Source organism: Marinomonas sargassi, from assembly GCF_025716875.1.
Lineage (GTDB): Bacteria > Pseudomonadota > Gammaproteobacteria > Pseudomonadales > Marinomonadaceae > Marinomonas > Marinomonas sargassi.
Window position 1 is genome coordinate 474,389 of the sequence record NZ_JAOVZB010000002.1, and the last position, 15,327, is coordinate 489,715.

Here is a 15,327-nt window from a genome sequence, read left to right on the forward strand (position 1 = left end):
ATTTTACAATGAATCAGAGCTCAACGAATTTTACTCCATCAGAAAAACGTATTGCTTTCTTTCACGCCACTTGGCATGAAGAGATTGTTCTCAACTGCTTGGAGGGATTTAAAAGTGAACTAATCAATCGCGGCTATGACGCTGCACTGATTGACGTTATTGCCGTACCAGGTGCCTATGAAATTCCTTTACAGGCTAAATTATTAGCTAAAACTGGAAAGTATGCTGCTATTGCTGCCAGTGCATTAGTTGTTGATGGCGGTATCTATCGTCATGAATTTGTCGCTCAGGCTGTTTGTAGCGGCCTAATGCAAGTTCAACTAGAAACAGAAGTGCCTGTTTTGACCGCTGTATTAACACCTCATAACTTCCACGAGCATGATGAGCATAAAACCTACTTCAGCCACCACTTTGTAAAAAAAGGCGTTGAACTTGCGAATGCTTGTGATTCTGCTATTCAGTTAACTGAAAATGCCAAAAACATGCTCTAGTCAGTGCTAAATCAGCACAATGAGCAATACTAGGCAAGGTCGAATAAGTCTTCTGAGCTTCAGTCTTATCAGAGAAACGGTCTATCAAGGCAAGAGTGAGTAGGAATGTTAATACCTTTCAATCACTCTTACTTTTGACCACTATTAATCTAGAGAGGCCGTTTCTCTGAAAGACCCGAATGGCGTGAGCTAAACACTTTTCATTCTTTGTTAAGCTTCTTGCCAATATGTTCAATATTGGACTGCGAAGCTTGCCTCGAATGATAAAGGTTTATCCACACGCTGAAGCCAGTGGACTTGTTCGTACCTTCCCTAAACAATGCCCTTTGAATACTCTGATTCAAAGGGCATTTTTATAGCAACAAAGCTATAAGTGATTACGCTATAGAAGGTGATAATGATAGTTACTTTCTTTACTGAAAAAAACACAAAAAACAAACGAAAACAGCCCTAATTTGAGCCGATGGAGATTGCTATTTATACTGCAGACAAGTATAAATCCTATTGATAACTACAACGTTTAAACTCTTTATTTATTGTGGATGACCAAATGAATATATCGACACAGCGAACTTTAAAAAATGACAGTTTTGTCTATCGTCTATTGATGGCTCAAGCGCCAGTATTACTGATCAGCGGTTTAGTTGGAGAACAATTATTTTCTTTTGCTGCTGTCGCTGCTGTCCTTATCGTAATCGCAACTCAGATAGCTTACAGCTTATTTAAAGGTCAACTGCTATTTTCTATCTTAGCCGGCATTATCATGATGTTGACTTCCTCTGCATTAATTCAAAGCCAATTGGGCTTAGTGGAAATGCACTTTCACATCTTTGCTTCTATGGTAGTGTTTTTGATTTACCAAAAATGGCAACCTATTGTTGCCGCTCTGGCGACAACCGCGATTTACCACATAGGTGGAATGTATGTACAAATGGCTGGTGTACATATCGGAGATATGCCATTTGCAATCTTTAGTGGCCATCACAGCATGGGAATTATGATTGTCCATTGTGTATTTGCCATTGCTGAAGCTGCTATGTTGATTTACATGGCCCACTTGATGACCAAAGCATCTTCTGCGAACTTAAACATCGCCAGTGCCATTGAAGAAATTTCGGCGAACAGCGACCTATCAATCCGCATTGAAAACCCAGCATCAACAGCCGAACGTTCTCTTAACAGCCTATTAGATCAGCTTTCTAGTTTATTTTCTGACTATCAGCGTATTGCAAAAGTTTTAGTCACTGCTAGCCATCAAATTCATGAAGTGAGTGCAGAGGCCAGCTCTAGTGTCGAAGCCAGTAAACACCGCTCCCAAGAGGCTTCATCTGCATCAGAAGAAGTCGCTCTTTCTATGAAAGAAGTTTCAAATAATAGTAATACTTCTGCTGAAATCGTTCGCAACCTTGAAAAAGACACGGTTAATGATAGTAAGCAAGCAATGACTATTATGAATGACATGAAATTATTGGCAGAAGATACCGAGTCGATTTCGGATGCGTTGCAAGCCTTAACTTCAGATGTTGACGCTATCACTCAACTTCTACAGTCTATTCGCAGTATTTCTGAGCAAACTAACTTACTTGCTCTTAACGCTGCTATTGAAGCAGCCCGCGCAGGTGAGACGGGTCGTGGCTTTGCTGTAGTAGCGGATGAAGTACGTACTCTTGCTCAACGATCAAGTGAATCTACAGACGAAATAGAAAAAGTTCTAAGCAAGCTAAACAGTAGTGTTAGTAAAACGGTTAGTTCAATTGAATCTGGAAAAGAAAGAACATCTGTTAGTGTTGAACATACACTAAAAATCTCCGATGGCTTATTGAAGCGCGCTGAAGACGTAAGTCAGATTGCAGTATCAAGCCAAAGTATAGCAAGTGACACGCTAAGACAAGAAGAGATTATTTCTTCTATCCACGAGAAAGTCAGTACAAATGCTCAAGCTATTCAAGTACTGGCTGAGCAAATGCATGCCTTACTAGACAGCAGTGACGATGTTTCAAAAGTAACTAAAGAATATGAAGAGAAAGCGTCTATCTTCAAGATCTAAGCACTATATTTGATCCATTTTAAGCACTTTTAATGCGAGTATATTTCCCAATGTACTCGCATTTTTTACTCCTATCCTTCCTCTTCAAGCTTGTTTTTGAAATCCGCTAAAACAAGTTCTAAAGCTTCCACAGCAAGCTGATTACTCACATTATTTGTTTCTAACAATTCAATTAAGTCCACGGCTAACTGAATATGTTTTGGAGCATTCTCTAATGACATAATTCCTCCACACTTAGTTAATAAAATAGAATCAAACACACTATAATATTTCGAGCTTATACTGACACTTAAAACCACTAACTGAAAATGATTTCTTAAGAGGCTATCACATGACAAATGATTTCTGGCTAGAACGCTGGGTATCAGGAAAAATTGGCTTTCATCAAGAAGAGGTCTTTCACAAGCTTATTGAGTTTTGGCCTAAACTTCCTACTAACAGTAAGGTTCTGGTCCCCTTATGCGGCAAGTCTAATGATATGGTTTGGCTTGCTGAGCAAGGTTATCAAGTAACTGGGGTTGAATTATCCCCTTTGGCCGTAATGCAATTTTTAGCCGATAATGATTTTACCTTTGAGACCACTCAATTCGAAAATGGTATGAAAGTACATATGGTGCAAGAACTTCCATTGCGAATTATTGAAGGAGACTATTTCAAGTTTCAAGAGCAAGGTTTCGACGCTTGCTATGACCGTGCTGCTATGGTCGCTATAGCGAAACCTGAGAGGCCAAATTATGTTAAGCACACAATAGAGCGCTTAACACCTAGTGCTGAGCTACTATTAGTGTCACTCCAACACGACGGTGAACTAAATAAGCCACCCTACTCTGTCTTATCACAAGAAGTTATCGATTTGTGGGGAGAAAAAATCAGTAAAATATCTTCAGAAAACCTAACCCAACTAGATCCCCAATACAAAGCTAGGGGTTATGATTTTTTTGAAGAAAGTGTGTGGCGTTTTTAACTTCTTTTATAACTTATCTGTTAATTTCCAGCCTAGATAAAGAACACATGAAAGAGGCTGTTTATATGGCTATTTACTATCAGCCTTTTCTGGGATAATAGCCACTTCAGCTTTACGCCATTTTACTTAGGTGTATGGCTCATAGATAACCCTAAATAGGCTAGCGCCAAGAGCAAAGAATGATTAAACGACACAAAACCGCCAAACAGCTTTTTTCTTACCCATCCTATTGGGCAGAATGCTATGGCGTATCGCCATTCCTTCCCACCACTCGTGAAGAAATGGATGCTCTTGGCTGGGACAGTTGTGATGTCATCATTGTCACTGGCGATGCCTATGTCGATCATCCTAGCTTTGGCATGGCTGTTCTAGGCCGCCTATTAGAAGCTAAAGGTTATCGTGTCGGTATCATTGACCAACCCGATTGGCGTAATACCAATGATTTTATGCGATTAGGCCGCCCCAATCTCTATTTTGGTATTACTGCAGGCAACATGGACTCCCTTATCAACCGTTACACTGCCGACTTAAAAGTACGTAACGATGATGCCTACACACCTTATGGTGTTGGCGGTAAGCGTCCTGATCGAGCTGTAATTGTCTATTCTCAACGCTGTAAAGAGGCCTTTAATGATGTACCAGTGATGGTCGGTGGTATTGAAGCTAGCCTACGCCGTATCGCCCAATATGACTACTGGAGCAATGAAGTTCGACGCTCCGTTCTTATCGACTCTACTGCCGACATTTTACTTTATGGTAACGCCGAGCGCGCCATTATTGAAGTTACCCATGAAATGGCTATGGGCAAAAGCATTAATGAGCTAAGTAATATTCGTGGTACCACGATTGTTAGAGATACCCCTCCCGGCGGTTATACCGAAATCGACTCAACTCGCGTCGACTGGCCCGGAAAAGTAGACAAAATTTACAGCCCTTATGAATATATTCCAGAGGGTAAGTGCCAAACAAATAAAGAAGAAGAATCGGATGTCATGCCGATCCGAGTAATTCCTGCGCCATTACGCCGTAAAGAAAAACTCGACCCTGAAAAGACCTATATTCGCCTACCCTCTTTTGAAAAAGTATCTAAAGACCCTGTTCTATACGCGCATACTTCCCGTATATTGCATCTTGAATCTAATCCCCATAATGCCCGCGCCTTAATTCAGAAACATGGCAAAAAAGAAATCTGGGTTAACCCACCACCAATTCCATTAGAGACAGAAGAAATGGATGGTGTGTTTGATTTGCCTTATGCGCGAGTCCCTCACCCCAAATACAAGAAAGCACGTATCCCAGCCTACGATATGATCAAGACCTCGATCAATATCATGCGTGGTTGCTTTGGCGGTTGTACTTTTTGCTCGATCACTGAGCACGAGGGTCGTGTCATTCAATCACGTTCCCATGAGTCTATCTTAAAAGAAATCGACGATATAAAAGATAAGGTACCAGGGTTTACTGGTCACATATCCGACCTTGGTGGGCCGACGTCAAATATGTACACACTGAATTGCAACGATGACGAAATTCAAGCATCTTGCCGTAAACTATCATGCGTGTACCCCACAATATGCTCAAATCTAAATACAGACCACAGCCCAACCACAGACCTGTACCGTAAAACACGCGCGGTAGATGGCATACACACAGTATCTATTGCTTCAGGTTTACGCTATGACCTAGCTGTTGAAGACCCTGAATACGTTAGAGAATTGGTTACACACCATGTTGGCGGCCTATTAAAAATTGCCCCCGAACACTCTGAGAAAGACACGCTTTCGAAAATGATGAAACCGGGTATGGGAACTTACGATCGTTTTAAACGTATGTTCGATAAATACTCAAAAGAAGCAGGCAAGAAGCAACACCTTATCCCTTACTTTATCGCTGCGCATCCCGGCAGTTCTGATGAAGATATGATGAACCTTGCTTTGTGGTTGAAGAACAATGACTTTAAACCTGACCAAGTTCAGACCTTCTACCCGTCACCAATGTCTCTAGCGACGGCTATGTACCACTCAGGGAAAAACCCACTAAAGGCAGTGACCTATAAGAGTGAAGACGTCTACACGCCGAAGGATTACAAACAGCGTACAGTACAAAAAGGCTTCTTGCGTTACCACGACCAGAACAACTGGAAAGACCTCAGAAACACACTTATTAAAATGGGTCGTGCTGATCTAATAGGTAGTGGACTTAACAAGCTAGTACCAGCCGAAGATAAGGACAAACAAATTTCTCGTCGCCCCAAAAGAGCTAAGCCGGGACAAAGTACTGGAGCGTCCCATACTTCAAACCGACCGACTAATGCTAAAAATATGGCAGCTGAGAAGGCGAGAAAGAAAAATAATCAAGCTTCTGTAACTGGCCGCTCTTCTCCATCTAACACTCAAAAGAAGCGCAAGCCAAAAGCAAGAACACGCTAAGTTTTAGGGCATAAAATCCAATCACAAAAAAACCGAAGCTGGACCTAAATCCACTTCGGTTTTTTATCACCTTCACTTTATCGAGGCATTATTTTTTCTTTGGAGCAAAAGGGTTTTCTGAAGATTTAAATTCAAAAATAATCGGCGTACCCGTAATTTTCAATACGGTTCTAAATTTGTTTTCCAGATAACGTTTATAGCTTCCCGGTAATGAATTTGTCTGATTACCATGCACAACGATACGCGGAGGGTTCGAACCACCTTGGTGAGCGTATCTCAATTTAATGCGTCGGCCATTCACTAAAGGCGGCTGATGCTCAGTAATAGAATCTTCCAAAATACGAGTCAGGCGGTTCGTAGACCATTTTGTATAACAAGACTCATAAGTACTTTCGATGGTATCGTATAGATCACCAACAGCCGTGCCATGAAGAGCAGAAATATAATGCACCTTAGCGTAAGGCACGAAGCCCAAGCGGCGCTCAACTTCTTTCTTAATATGCTCTCGGTCGTCTTTTTGCAGTCCATCCCATTTGTTGATAGCAATAACCACACCGCGGCCCGCATCCAATACGTAGCCAATCATATGTAGATCTTGCTCAACAAGGTCTTCATGGGAGTCAATCACCACAATCACCACGTTAGCATCTTGAATTGCTTGTAGAGTTTTTACGATAGAGAACTTCTCAACCGCCTCTTTAACATGTTTACGACGTCGAACCCCTGCCGTATCAATCAAGGTATATTCTTTTTCATGACGTACATAGGGAATATACACACTGTCTCGTGTTGTACCCGGCATGTCATAAACCACAACACGGTCTTCACCTAGCATGCGGTTAACCAAAGTAGATTTACCCACATTAGGGCGACCCACTACACCAATTCGAATACCACGTGATTCAACGTTGATTTTATTTTTCGCTTCTTCGACCTGAGCGGCAAAAGGTAGCATTACCTTATCTATTAGTACGTGTACACCTTTACCGTGAGAAGCTGCAATTGGGTGTAACTCGCCTAAACCTAACGAATAAAAATCTGCCAAAGCGATATCTTCGTTAATGCCATCCGTCTTATTTACAACTAAAGACACAGGTTTATTAGAGCGTCTTAAGTGATCCGCGATCATTTCATCGGCAGGATTTAAGCCATGGCGACCATCGACTAAAAAGAGTACGGCATCCGCTTCTTCAATCGCTAGCAATGACTGCCTAGCCATTTTTTCATCAATACCTTGCTCATCACCACTAATACCACCGGTATCAATCACAATGAACTCATGCTCTCCGATTTTTCCGTCACCGTATTTTCGGTCACGGGTCAATCCCGCATAATCGGCAACCAACGCATCACGAGAACGCGTTAATTGGTTAAAGAGGGTCGACTTACCAACATTGGGTCTACCTACCAATGCAATTACTGGAATCATTTTTTTACCTATAAAAATACAAAGCGGCTACCACTCCCTAAAGAGTGATAGCCTCTTAAAAATCGCTAAACACATTTAGCAAATATGTTAATAGCTTAAAGCCGTTACATCTGCATCCGGCGTAAGAAGAAATAGTTGATTACTGCCCGTTACAAGACGACTACCCGGTGGTACATCATCGTTAGTTAACCTTCGAGCTGCAATATTGCCTGTCGTCAAATCGAGTAAATGTATATAACTCTCTCTATCAATAACAGCAAGATAGTCACGGAAAAACTCTGGAGAAATCAAATCTCGATTCACCAGCTCATTATTTTGCCATATTTCGGAACCGTTCTTAGCATTCAGCAGTATGACTTTGCTCTGCATATCAACGACAGCAAGTTGATCATTTTTCACTGCTAAACCAACTGAGCTTGGAATATTACGCTGCCAAAGAGGACGACCTGAACTAACAGAAAGCGCTACCAAGTTACCATTATAAGCGACTGCGTATACAACACCATTATTTACTACCAAACGACCGTCTAAATCGCTTAACCTTTCAATTTCATAGCGCCCTTCTGGTTTACCAACTTCATAAGACCACTGCAATGCGCCTGATTGTAAGGAGTAAGCATTGAGTTTGCCATTAGAAAAACCAGCTAGCACTTTGCCCTGATAAATTATAGGAGAGCTTGTACCTCGAACAGTTAGTGCAGGTATATCTTCTTTTGCGCCCCACAAGATAGCACCAGTTTGAGCATCAAGCAGGCTCAAACGCCCATCTGTTGTTTGCACTGCCAGTTTACCAGCGGCATAAGAGGCTTCCGATAACACTTCTGAGCTTAAAACCGTTTCCCACAATACTTCTTTAGTTGATAAAGACACGGCAACTAAGAAACCATCATAAGTACCAAAATACAAAGTATCGCCGTTGCGAGTCACCCCTGAGCTAGCTTTGTATTTCGTTTCAACCTTGCTGTTTTTATGGCCATCTTTCTGGGCTAATTCGTATAAAGTGCCTTTCTCTGTCACTAAAAATAAAGCATTGTCTTCAGCAACGAGATTAAAGCGTTCGCTTGATTCACCAAAATTACCATCGACACTGGTTTTCCAAGATCGTTTAAGTTCAACTTGTCGCTCTTCTAAACGAGGAAGATCATCCAGGTCTGGGCGTGCATTGGAGCAGCCTTGAACCAACAGCACAGAGAACAAGGACGCAATAAAAACAGACTTATTTATCATTAGCCTTTCACCAGATCCTGAAGTTTAATGCTTAATAATGGATGATTAACACCCGCAGCTAATGCTTCACTGGCTTTTTCATAGGCAGTTCGTGCATCGTCTCGTTTACCTTGAGCAATAAAGATATCGCCAATTAATTCTTGTTGTTGAGCAACAAACTCTTCTTCCGTCACCTTCTCAGCTCGCTCCATGGCAGCAGAATAGTCTTCCTTCTGAAGTAAAAGTCGAGCAATGCGAAGGTTAGCAATGGCAATGAAAGACGCGTCATCCGTAGAACTGATAGCACTCTCTAAAGATTGAATGGCATTATCATATTCGCCTCTTTCGGCATCAATACGAGCAACAAATAATTGTGCAAACATCGCATAGCTAGTATCTGCGTAATCATCTTTTAATTGCTTTGCAACGAAACTAACGGTTTGCTGATTTTCTTCTTCTGTTAAATTCGCCGCCGCTTCAATCAAATTTTGGTATAAGGAAGAAGCTTCATTTCGGTAATTCTCTTGGCTAGTCTGCCAAGCTTGAAAGCCAAAATAACCACTCACACATACTGCAACAGCAAGCACTAGCTTAGCACCGTTCTTTTTCCACCATACTTTAAACGCTTCAATCTGTTCTTCTTCGGTTTTTAACTCTGCCACTTGTTTTTCCTCATCAGAGAGGCTGCTAGAAAATTCATAACAGCACTCTATTCAATACGATAAACTTATTTACTAATTAAAGACGCAACATCTTTAAGCAAGCAGGACTGCTGCTTACCAGTAGACATATTCTTAACCTGACAAATACCCTGATCGACTTCGTCTTGCCCTAAAATAAGAGTAAAACGTGCTTGTGATCGATCTGCTTTCTTCATCTGGTTTTTAAAACTTCCACCACCACAATGGCGTAGCACGACAATATCTTTTCGCTCTTGACGCAACTGCTCTGCTAACACAAAAGACGCCACTTCCGCATCGTTACCCACGCTCATAATAAAAACATCTGTGGAGAACTTAGCTGAGTCAGGAATGAGATCTAAGGTTTCAAGTAATAGGATTAGTCGCTCAACTCCCATTGCAAAACCAACGCCCGGTGTACCCTTGCAACCTAATTGTTCCGCCAAACCGTCATATCGGCCACCCGCACAAACCGTCGCCTGAGCACCAAGGTGACTGGTTACCCATTCAAAAACCGTTTTACCGTAGTAATCTAAGCCGCGAACCAAGCGACGATTGATAACATAAGGAATGCCATTCGCTGTTAACACACTTTGCAAGAAGTCGAAGTCTGCCTGAGATTCTTCGCCGATATAATCTTCAAGGGTTGGTGCTGCTTTTAAGATCTCTTGAGTCGACTCATCTTTAGAGTCTAAGATTCTCAATGGGTTGGTTGTTAATCGACGCTGGCTATCTTCATCAAGCTTGTCTTTATACTCAGTCAAATAATCAACTAAAGCAGCTTTATAGGCCTCACGCTCTGACGCTAAGCCAATGGTATTCAGCTGCAGCTCGACATGCTCTAACAAGCCAAGTTTTTTCCATAACTGAGCCGTTAAAATAATGAGTTCAGCATCGATATCTGCCGTTGCGATACCAAAAGCTTCAACACCCATTTGATGAAATTGACGATAACGACCTTTCTGGGGGCGCTCATAACGAAACATTGGTCCCGCATACCACAGACGCTGTACTTGGTTATAAAGTAAACCTGCTTGATCGGCAGCTCGTACACAACTTGCCGTACCTTCTGGACGTAAAGTAAGAGACTCACCATTACGGTCTTCAAAGGTGTACATTTCTTTTTCAACAATATCCGTTGTTTCACCTACACCGCGTTTAAATAAATCCGTATTCTCAACAATAGGAAAGCGAATTTGCTGATAACCATAGGATTTAACTAAGTCAGCTACAGTTTTTTCAAGGTATAACCACACCGAAGACTGATCAGGCAAAATGTCATTCATTCCCCTGATCGCTTGAATTTTACGAGCCACAATGGATCCTTTCTAATCTTTTACAATAATGTTGGCGAGCTCTTTTTCTTTAGCCGCTGCCTTTGCACGAATCGTTTTTTCTAAGTTATCAACTAAATCGTCATTTTTACTTCTACTCTCTGGTTTACCGTCTTGGTAAATCAGATTATTAGGCGTGCCGCCCGTTAAACCAATATCAGCCTCTTTCGCTTCACCTGGTCCATTCACGATACAGCCAATAACCGCGACATCCATAGGAACAACAACGTCTTCTAAACGCTCTTCTAGTTGGTTCATGGTTTTAATGACATCAAAGTTCTGGCGAGAGCAACTAGGGCAAGCAATAAAATTAATACCTCGGCTACGCAGTTTTAAGCTACGTAACATATCCCAACCGACTTTGATCTCTTGCACAGGGTCAGCAGCTAACGACACTCGTAGCGTGTCCCCGATACCGTCCATTAAAAGTAAACCAAGGCCAATAGAGGACTTCACAGTACCTGAGCGTAAGCCACCAGCTTCCGTAATCCCTAAATGAAGTGGGTTATCTATTTGACTAGCTATTTTACGGTAAGCTTCCACTGTCATGAAAATATCGGAAGCTTTCAAGCTTAGTTTGTACTCATGAAAATCCAATTCATCAAAGTATTCGATTTGACGAAAAGCCGATTCAACTAATGCATCAGGTGTTGGCTCGCCATATTTCTTCTGTAGCTCTTTCTCTAATGAGCCAGCATTTACACCAATACGAATTGGAATGTTTTTATCTCGTGCACAATCTACCACAGCCCGAACACGGTGTTTTGCACCTATATTCCCCGGGTTGATACGTAAACAATCAACCCCATACTCAGCCACTTTAAGCGCAATTTTGTAATCGAAATGAATATCCGCCACAAGAGGTACAGAAACAGACTCTCGTATCTGCTTAAAAGCTTCCGCGGCTTCCATAGATGGCACTGAGACACGAACAATATCGGCACCAGCATCTGCAATAGCTCGAATCTGAGCGACAGTGGCATCTACATCACAGGTTTCAGTATTCGTCATACTTTGAATACTGATTGGAGCGCCACCGCCAACAGGAACATTTCCGACCATTATTTGGCGGGATACTCGGCGCTTAATTGGGGATTCAAAATGCATATAAAATCTCTACTTCAACTCAAATCGAGCTAAATCTTTTCGAATATAAGGACTAATATCAACGAGCTCACCCTTGAACTTCAAAGCTGAAACACCTTTTGCATACCCTAATACCACACGGTAAGGGGCTTGACCCGTTAACGTTAAGGAACTTCCTGCTGTTTTCACACCAGAGAATAAAATCCGTCCTGTTGCATCACGCACTTCTGTCCAACAGTCACGTACATAAGTCATTTCTATATCGTCAACAACAAGCTCTGTACTATTTTCTTCTACATCTACTTCAACTAGCTCAGCATCCTGCTTACCTTCCAATACCTGTTGAGTAGTACGTTCAACTTCTTCAGGGTTAACACCAGCATCCGCTAAAATCGCTTTCGTTTCCGCAGACAGTCCCGTCACCACTTCAATGGTTTGCTCATCTTCCATAGCAACCGATTCTCCGACTGAAACATTTTCAGAGGTTTCTTCAGAAGGCGCTTCTTGCTGCACATCAGTATCGGCAGAATTTGAACTAGAAAAGGCTTCATTATCGTTTTCAGCATCTGCTACGTTTTTACTATCAACTTGATCAAGTAAGTTAACTGGATCAAGTTGATTAGATTCTGGGGAGACTTCCTCTACACCCTGCTTCACGTCTTCTGGAATCAGTCCAACAACACTAGAGTTTTGCGGCCACCAAAATACAAAAAAAGCTAAAATAGCTACAATGACAACGGAAATGAATATAACAATAGGGTCACCAAAGTGTGTCTGCTTGTTTACCTTATCTACAAACTGAACTTTAGGTTCTTTTTCATGAGCTAATACATCATCAAATACACTTAATATTATGCCCGTATCTAAACCTAAATATTTACTGTAATTTTTAAGATAACCGCGAGCAAAAGTAGTAGATCGAAAAAAACCAAAATCATTACTTTCTAATGCAGTGACTTGGCTTTCTGTGATTTTCAGAGTTTTGGAAATATGCTCAACAGATAGGTTTTGATGTAGTCGTTGAGCACTAAGCTGTTCACCGATATTAATCATTTCCATGCTGCCAATTTCTTCTTCAGAAATTGCGGTGTTTTCTGCAGCATCAATAGTTGATCGCGTTGTCATGTTTCATACCTTGCCATTTAGGCAGTAAAAAGTGCTCGAAGATGAATAAGATGCAGGGTCAGTTTCGAGTGCGATAAATTGCCTCGACAGACAGTTATATTCATTAAAATGGACATTTTCACGAGTCATTAAGTTCCTCGTTTTGATGTCGCTAAATATATTACGAGCTTCATTATAATTACCCTGTATTAAAACAAGAATCAGCTCGGTCATCAAACCTATCAGGGGTAATTCTGCGATTTCTTTTGCTTGGTTTAAATATAATCTAGCGTTTTTTACTTCTTCTTGACGTAATGCACACCTAGCTAGGTTTATTTGCACTGATTGACGTTTAAATTGACTATTTAAGCCCGCTTTTTTAAATGCCTCACAAGCTTCATCCCAACGACCGTTTGAACCTAACAAAACACCATAGTTATTTAAAATAAATGCATCATTAGGGTATGAAAGTTGCGCTTTCTCATAGGTAGATAAAGCATCACTGGATGAGCCTACTTCTTGCCAATAAAGGCTCACTAACCGCCAATATTGTCGACCTTGGTTATGCTTTTCAATTTGATCTAAATGCCGTTTCGCTAAAGTGTGCTGTCCAAGCAGCATATTCACTTGAATGATAGATAAACGCTCTTGAGGGGAAATTAATCTGGGATGTGTCGTTTGATAGGAGCACGACACTATCAGTAGACCACTGATAAGTAGAATAAATAATCGCATACAGACATCCTTGTCATATACAAATTTTATCTAAAAGGTTTAACTATTTACTTCTTTTAGCTCTATGTATTTTTGGCTACGACGGGTTTTATCGTGGAAGTCACCAACCAACTGACCACAAGCTGCGTCAATATCATCACCGCGAGTCGTCCTTACTGTCACTGTATACCCTGTATCCGCCAAGATTTTTTGGAACTTACGCGTTCTATTGTTAGATGGTTTTTCGTAGCCTGAGTTAGGGAAAGGGTTAAAGGGAATTAAGTTAATTTTACACTCTAAATCCTTCAATAAAACTGCCAACTCATGGGCTTGCGATTCATTGTCGTTCACACCAGACATAAGAGTGTACTCAATTGTAATATGCCTCTTATCTGGAAGGTTTTCTAAATAGTGCTGGCAAGCTTCCAATAACTTAGCGATTGGAAAGCGTTTATTAATCGGCACTAGCTCATCACGCAACTCATCATTAGGCGCATGCAAAGAAATGGCTAAGGAAACATCTGTTCTCTTAATCAACTCATAGATCTTAGGTACAACACCCGATGTACTCAGTGTGACGCGTCGTTTAGACATCCCATAGGCATTATCATGCATCATCAATATCATGGAATCGACAACGGGCTCAAAGTTCATCAAAGGCTCACCCATGCCCATCATGACCACATTGGTCACGCGGCGAGGGCCATTTGGATCCATAGGGCCGAAAGATTTTATGGCGATCCATACTTGGCCGATGATCTCAGCTGGCGTTAAGTTACGGTTAAACCCCTGCTTCCCTGTCGAACAAAAACTACAATCCAATGAACAACCCACTTGTGAAGAGACACAAAGCGTTGCACGATTGCCATCCGGAATCAGAACCGTTTCTACACAGTCATTATTGCCACCTTCGGTACGAATAATCCATTTTCGAGTACCATCCTTCGAAATATTCTGTGATACCACTTCTGGACCACGAATCTCGGAAATTTTTTCAAGTTTACTGCGCAGCGCTTTACTGACATCCGTCATTTCATCGAAGTTTTCGGCACCCTTTTGATGAATCCATTTCATTACCTGTGTGGCACGAAACTTCTTTTCACCAATAGACTCGAAGAATTCAATCAGTTTCTGTGGAGATAAACCCAGTAGGTTTACTTTTTTAATGTCAGTCATAATTTAGTATCGCTTGCTACATGTAGCATTAAGTGTAAACGAAAAAAGCCTCTGAAAAGAAAAGTCTTTTCAGAAGCCTCTGTAAAAAAGCGGACAAGAGTCCGCTTTTTTATATTTCCTGAGGACCTAAATCCTACGTATTACTCACCGAAGAAGTAAGCAATTTCACGTGCTGCAGATTCAAGAGAATCAGAACCGTGAACAGCATTATTATCAATAGAAACTGCGTAGTCTGCACGCAAAGTACCAGTAGCTGCTTCAGCTGGGTTTGTTGCACCCATCAATTCACGGTGTTTTAGAACAGCACCTTCGCCTTCAAGTACAGAAACCACAACTGGACCAGATGTCATGAACTCAACAAGGCTTTTGTAGAAAGGACGCTCTTTGTGCTCAGCGTAAAAACCGCCAGCTAGCTCGTCGTCAAGTTGAATCATTTTCGCTTCAACAATTTTAAATCCAGCACGCTCAAAACGAGTGTAGATTTCACCGATTACATTTTTAGCAACAGCATCAGGCTTGATGATAGATAGAGTGCGTTCTAACGCCATGGTATGACTCCAATATAAATTTTAAGGGCAATGTTCCCATCCGCCCAATGATAAAAGGTTAAGCGCGTGGATTATACCCATGTATTCGTTAAAAATGCATGGTGAAAATGTGATTATTT

General features: G+C 41.4%; 14 protein-coding genes. 4 read left to right on the forward strand and 10 right to left on the reverse strand.

What is annotated here, in order from left to right; translation table 11 throughout:
• Window positions 1-8: 8 nt before the first annotated feature.
• Together OFY17_RS06620 and OFY17_RS06625 are read left to right on the forward strand one after the other, a co-directional pair.
• On the forward strand, window positions 9-491 hold the full coding sequence (locus tag OFY17_RS06620) for a 6,7-dimethyl-8-ribityllumazine synthase (RefSeq protein ID WP_263529945.1): 483 nt from the start codon (window positions 9-11) through the stop codon (window positions 489-491).
• Window positions 492-1,041: 550 nt separating this feature from the next.
• The gene (locus tag OFY17_RS06625) at window positions 1,042-2,538 is read left to right on the forward strand and encodes a methyl-accepting chemotaxis protein (RefSeq protein ID WP_263529946.1); all 1,497 of its coding nucleotides are present in this window, start codon (window positions 1,042-1,044) and stop codon (window positions 2,536-2,538) included.
• Between the two features lie 71 nt (window positions 2,539-2,609).
• On the opposite strand, the gene OFY17_RS06630 is transcribed toward OFY17_RS06625, so the two are convergent.
• Window positions 2,610-2,759 (reverse strand): YbaM family protein, encoded by a 150-nt coding sequence (locus tag OFY17_RS06630; RefSeq protein ID WP_263529947.1) that lies wholly within the window; start codon window positions 2,757-2,759, stop codon window positions 2,610-2,612.
• Window positions 2,760-2,869: 110 nt separating this feature from the next.
• Here OFY17_RS06630 and OFY17_RS06635 point away from each other — a divergent pair, with 110 nt between their 5' ends.
• A complete protein-coding gene (locus OFY17_RS06635) occupies window positions 2,870-3,502 on the forward strand; it encodes a class I SAM-dependent methyltransferase (RefSeq protein ID WP_263529948.1) in 633 nt (210 codons plus the stop codon).
• 179 nt (window positions 3,503-3,681) lie between these two features.
• Window positions 3,682-5,931, forward strand: a complete 2,250-nt coding sequence (locus OFY17_RS06640) for a YgiQ family radical SAM protein (RefSeq protein ID WP_263529949.1) — start codon at window positions 3,682-3,684, stop codon at window positions 5,929-5,931.
• A gap of 88 nt (window positions 5,932-6,019) precedes the next feature.
• Here the strand turns inward: OFY17_RS06640 and der are convergent, their stop codons facing one another.
• From der to ndk, 9 genes are all read right to left on the reverse strand, one after another.
• Window positions 6,020-7,360: a ribosome biogenesis GTPase Der gene (der, locus tag OFY17_RS06645; protein WP_263529950.1), complete on the reverse strand. Its 1,341-nt coding sequence runs from the start codon at window positions 7,358-7,360 to the stop codon at window positions 6,020-6,022.
• 87 nt (window positions 7,361-7,447) lie between these two features.
• Window positions 7,448-8,587, reverse strand: coding sequence for an outer membrane protein assembly factor BamB (gene bamB / locus OFY17_RS06650; protein WP_263529951.1), 1,140 nt, complete (start codon window positions 8,585-8,587; stop codon window positions 7,448-7,450).
• A complete protein-coding gene (locus OFY17_RS06655) occupies window positions 8,587-9,228 on the reverse strand; it encodes a YfgM family protein (RefSeq protein ID WP_263529952.1) in 642 nt (213 codons plus the stop codon). Before OFY17_RS06655 ends, bamB begins: the two co-directional genes overlap by 1 nt.
• A 65-nt stretch (window positions 9,229-9,293) precedes the next feature.
• Entirely contained in the window at window positions 9,294-10,562 is a 1,269-nt protein-coding gene (gene hisS, locus OFY17_RS06660; protein ID WP_263529953.1) for a histidine--tRNA ligase, read from the reverse strand.
• Between the two features lie 12 nt (window positions 10,563-10,574).
• Window positions 10,575-11,687 carry a flavodoxin-dependent (E)-4-hydroxy-3-methylbut-2-enyl-diphosphate synthase gene (gene ispG, locus OFY17_RS06665; RefSeq protein ID WP_263529954.1) on the reverse strand — a complete coding sequence of 371 codons (1,113 nt, stop codon included), beginning with the start codon at window positions 11,685-11,687 and terminating at the stop codon, window positions 10,575-10,577.
• Between the two features lie 9 nt (window positions 11,688-11,696).
• The gene (locus OFY17_RS06670; protein WP_263529955.1) at window positions 11,697-12,791 is read right to left on the reverse strand and encodes a RodZ domain-containing protein; all 1,095 of its coding nucleotides are present in this window, start codon (window positions 12,789-12,791) and stop codon (window positions 11,697-11,699) included.
• Between the two features lie 3 nt (window positions 12,792-12,794).
• The gene (locus OFY17_RS06675) at window positions 12,795-13,505 is read right to left on the reverse strand and encodes a tetratricopeptide repeat protein (RefSeq protein WP_263529956.1); all 711 of its coding nucleotides are present in this window, start codon (window positions 13,503-13,505) and stop codon (window positions 12,795-12,797) included.
• 39 nt (window positions 13,506-13,544) lie between these two features.
• The gene (gene rlmN, locus OFY17_RS06680; RefSeq protein ID WP_263529957.1) at window positions 13,545-14,660 is read right to left on the reverse strand and encodes a 23S rRNA (adenine(2503)-C(2))-methyltransferase RlmN; all 1,116 of its coding nucleotides are present in this window, start codon (window positions 14,658-14,660) and stop codon (window positions 13,545-13,547) included.
• A gap of 140 nt (window positions 14,661-14,800) precedes the next feature.
• Window positions 14,801-15,208 (reverse strand): nucleoside-diphosphate kinase, encoded by a 408-nt coding sequence (gene ndk / locus OFY17_RS06685; RefSeq protein ID WP_263529958.1) that lies wholly within the window; start codon window positions 15,206-15,208, stop codon window positions 14,801-14,803.
• Window positions 15,209-15,327: the final 119 nt, after the last annotated feature.

What these genes read in the sequence shown, in the direction of transcription:
- OFY17_RS06625 (WP_263529946.1), top strand. Translation starts at nt 1,042, where the DNA reads ATGAATATATCGACACAGCGAACTTTAAAAAATGACAGTTTTGTCTAT.
- bamB (WP_263529951.1), bottom strand. Translation starts at nt 8,587, where the DNA reads ATGATAAATAAGTCTGTTTTTATTGCGTCCTTGTTCTCTGTGCTGTTG.
- OFY17_RS06670 (WP_263529955.1), bottom strand. Translation starts at nt 12,791, where the DNA reads ATGACAACGCGATCAACTATTGATGCTGCAGAAAACACCGCAATTTCT.
- OFY17_RS06630 (WP_263529947.1), bottom strand. Translation starts at nt 2,759, where the DNA reads ATGTCATTAGAGAATGCTCCAAAACATATTCAGTTAGCCGTGGACTTA.
- OFY17_RS06675 (WP_263529956.1), bottom strand. Translation starts at nt 13,505, where the DNA reads ATGCGATTATTTATTCTACTTATCAGTGGTCTACTGATAGTGTCGTGC.
- ndk (WP_263529958.1), bottom strand. Translation starts at nt 15,208, where the DNA reads ATGGCGTTAGAACGCACTCTATCTATCATCAAGCCTGATGCTGTTGCT.
- OFY17_RS06640 (WP_263529949.1), top strand. Translation starts at nt 3,682, where the DNA reads ATGATTAAACGACACAAAACCGCCAAACAGCTTTTTTCTTACCCATCC.
- OFY17_RS06620 (WP_263529945.1), top strand. Translation starts at nt 9, where the DNA reads ATGAATCAGAGCTCAACGAATTTTACTCCATCAGAAAAACGTATTGCT.
- ispG (WP_263529954.1), bottom strand. Translation starts at nt 11,687, where the DNA reads ATGCATTTTGAATCCCCAATTAAGCGCCGAGTATCCCGCCAAATAATG.
- OFY17_RS06635 (WP_263529948.1), top strand. Translation starts at nt 2,870, where the DNA reads ATGACAAATGATTTCTGGCTAGAACGCTGGGTATCAGGAAAAATTGGC.
- rlmN (WP_263529957.1), bottom strand. Translation starts at nt 14,660, where the DNA reads ATGACTGACATTAAAAAAGTAAACCTACTGGGTTTATCTCCACAGAAA.
- der (WP_263529950.1), bottom strand. Translation starts at nt 7,360, where the DNA reads ATGATTCCAGTAATTGCATTGGTAGGTAGACCCAATGTTGGTAAGTCG.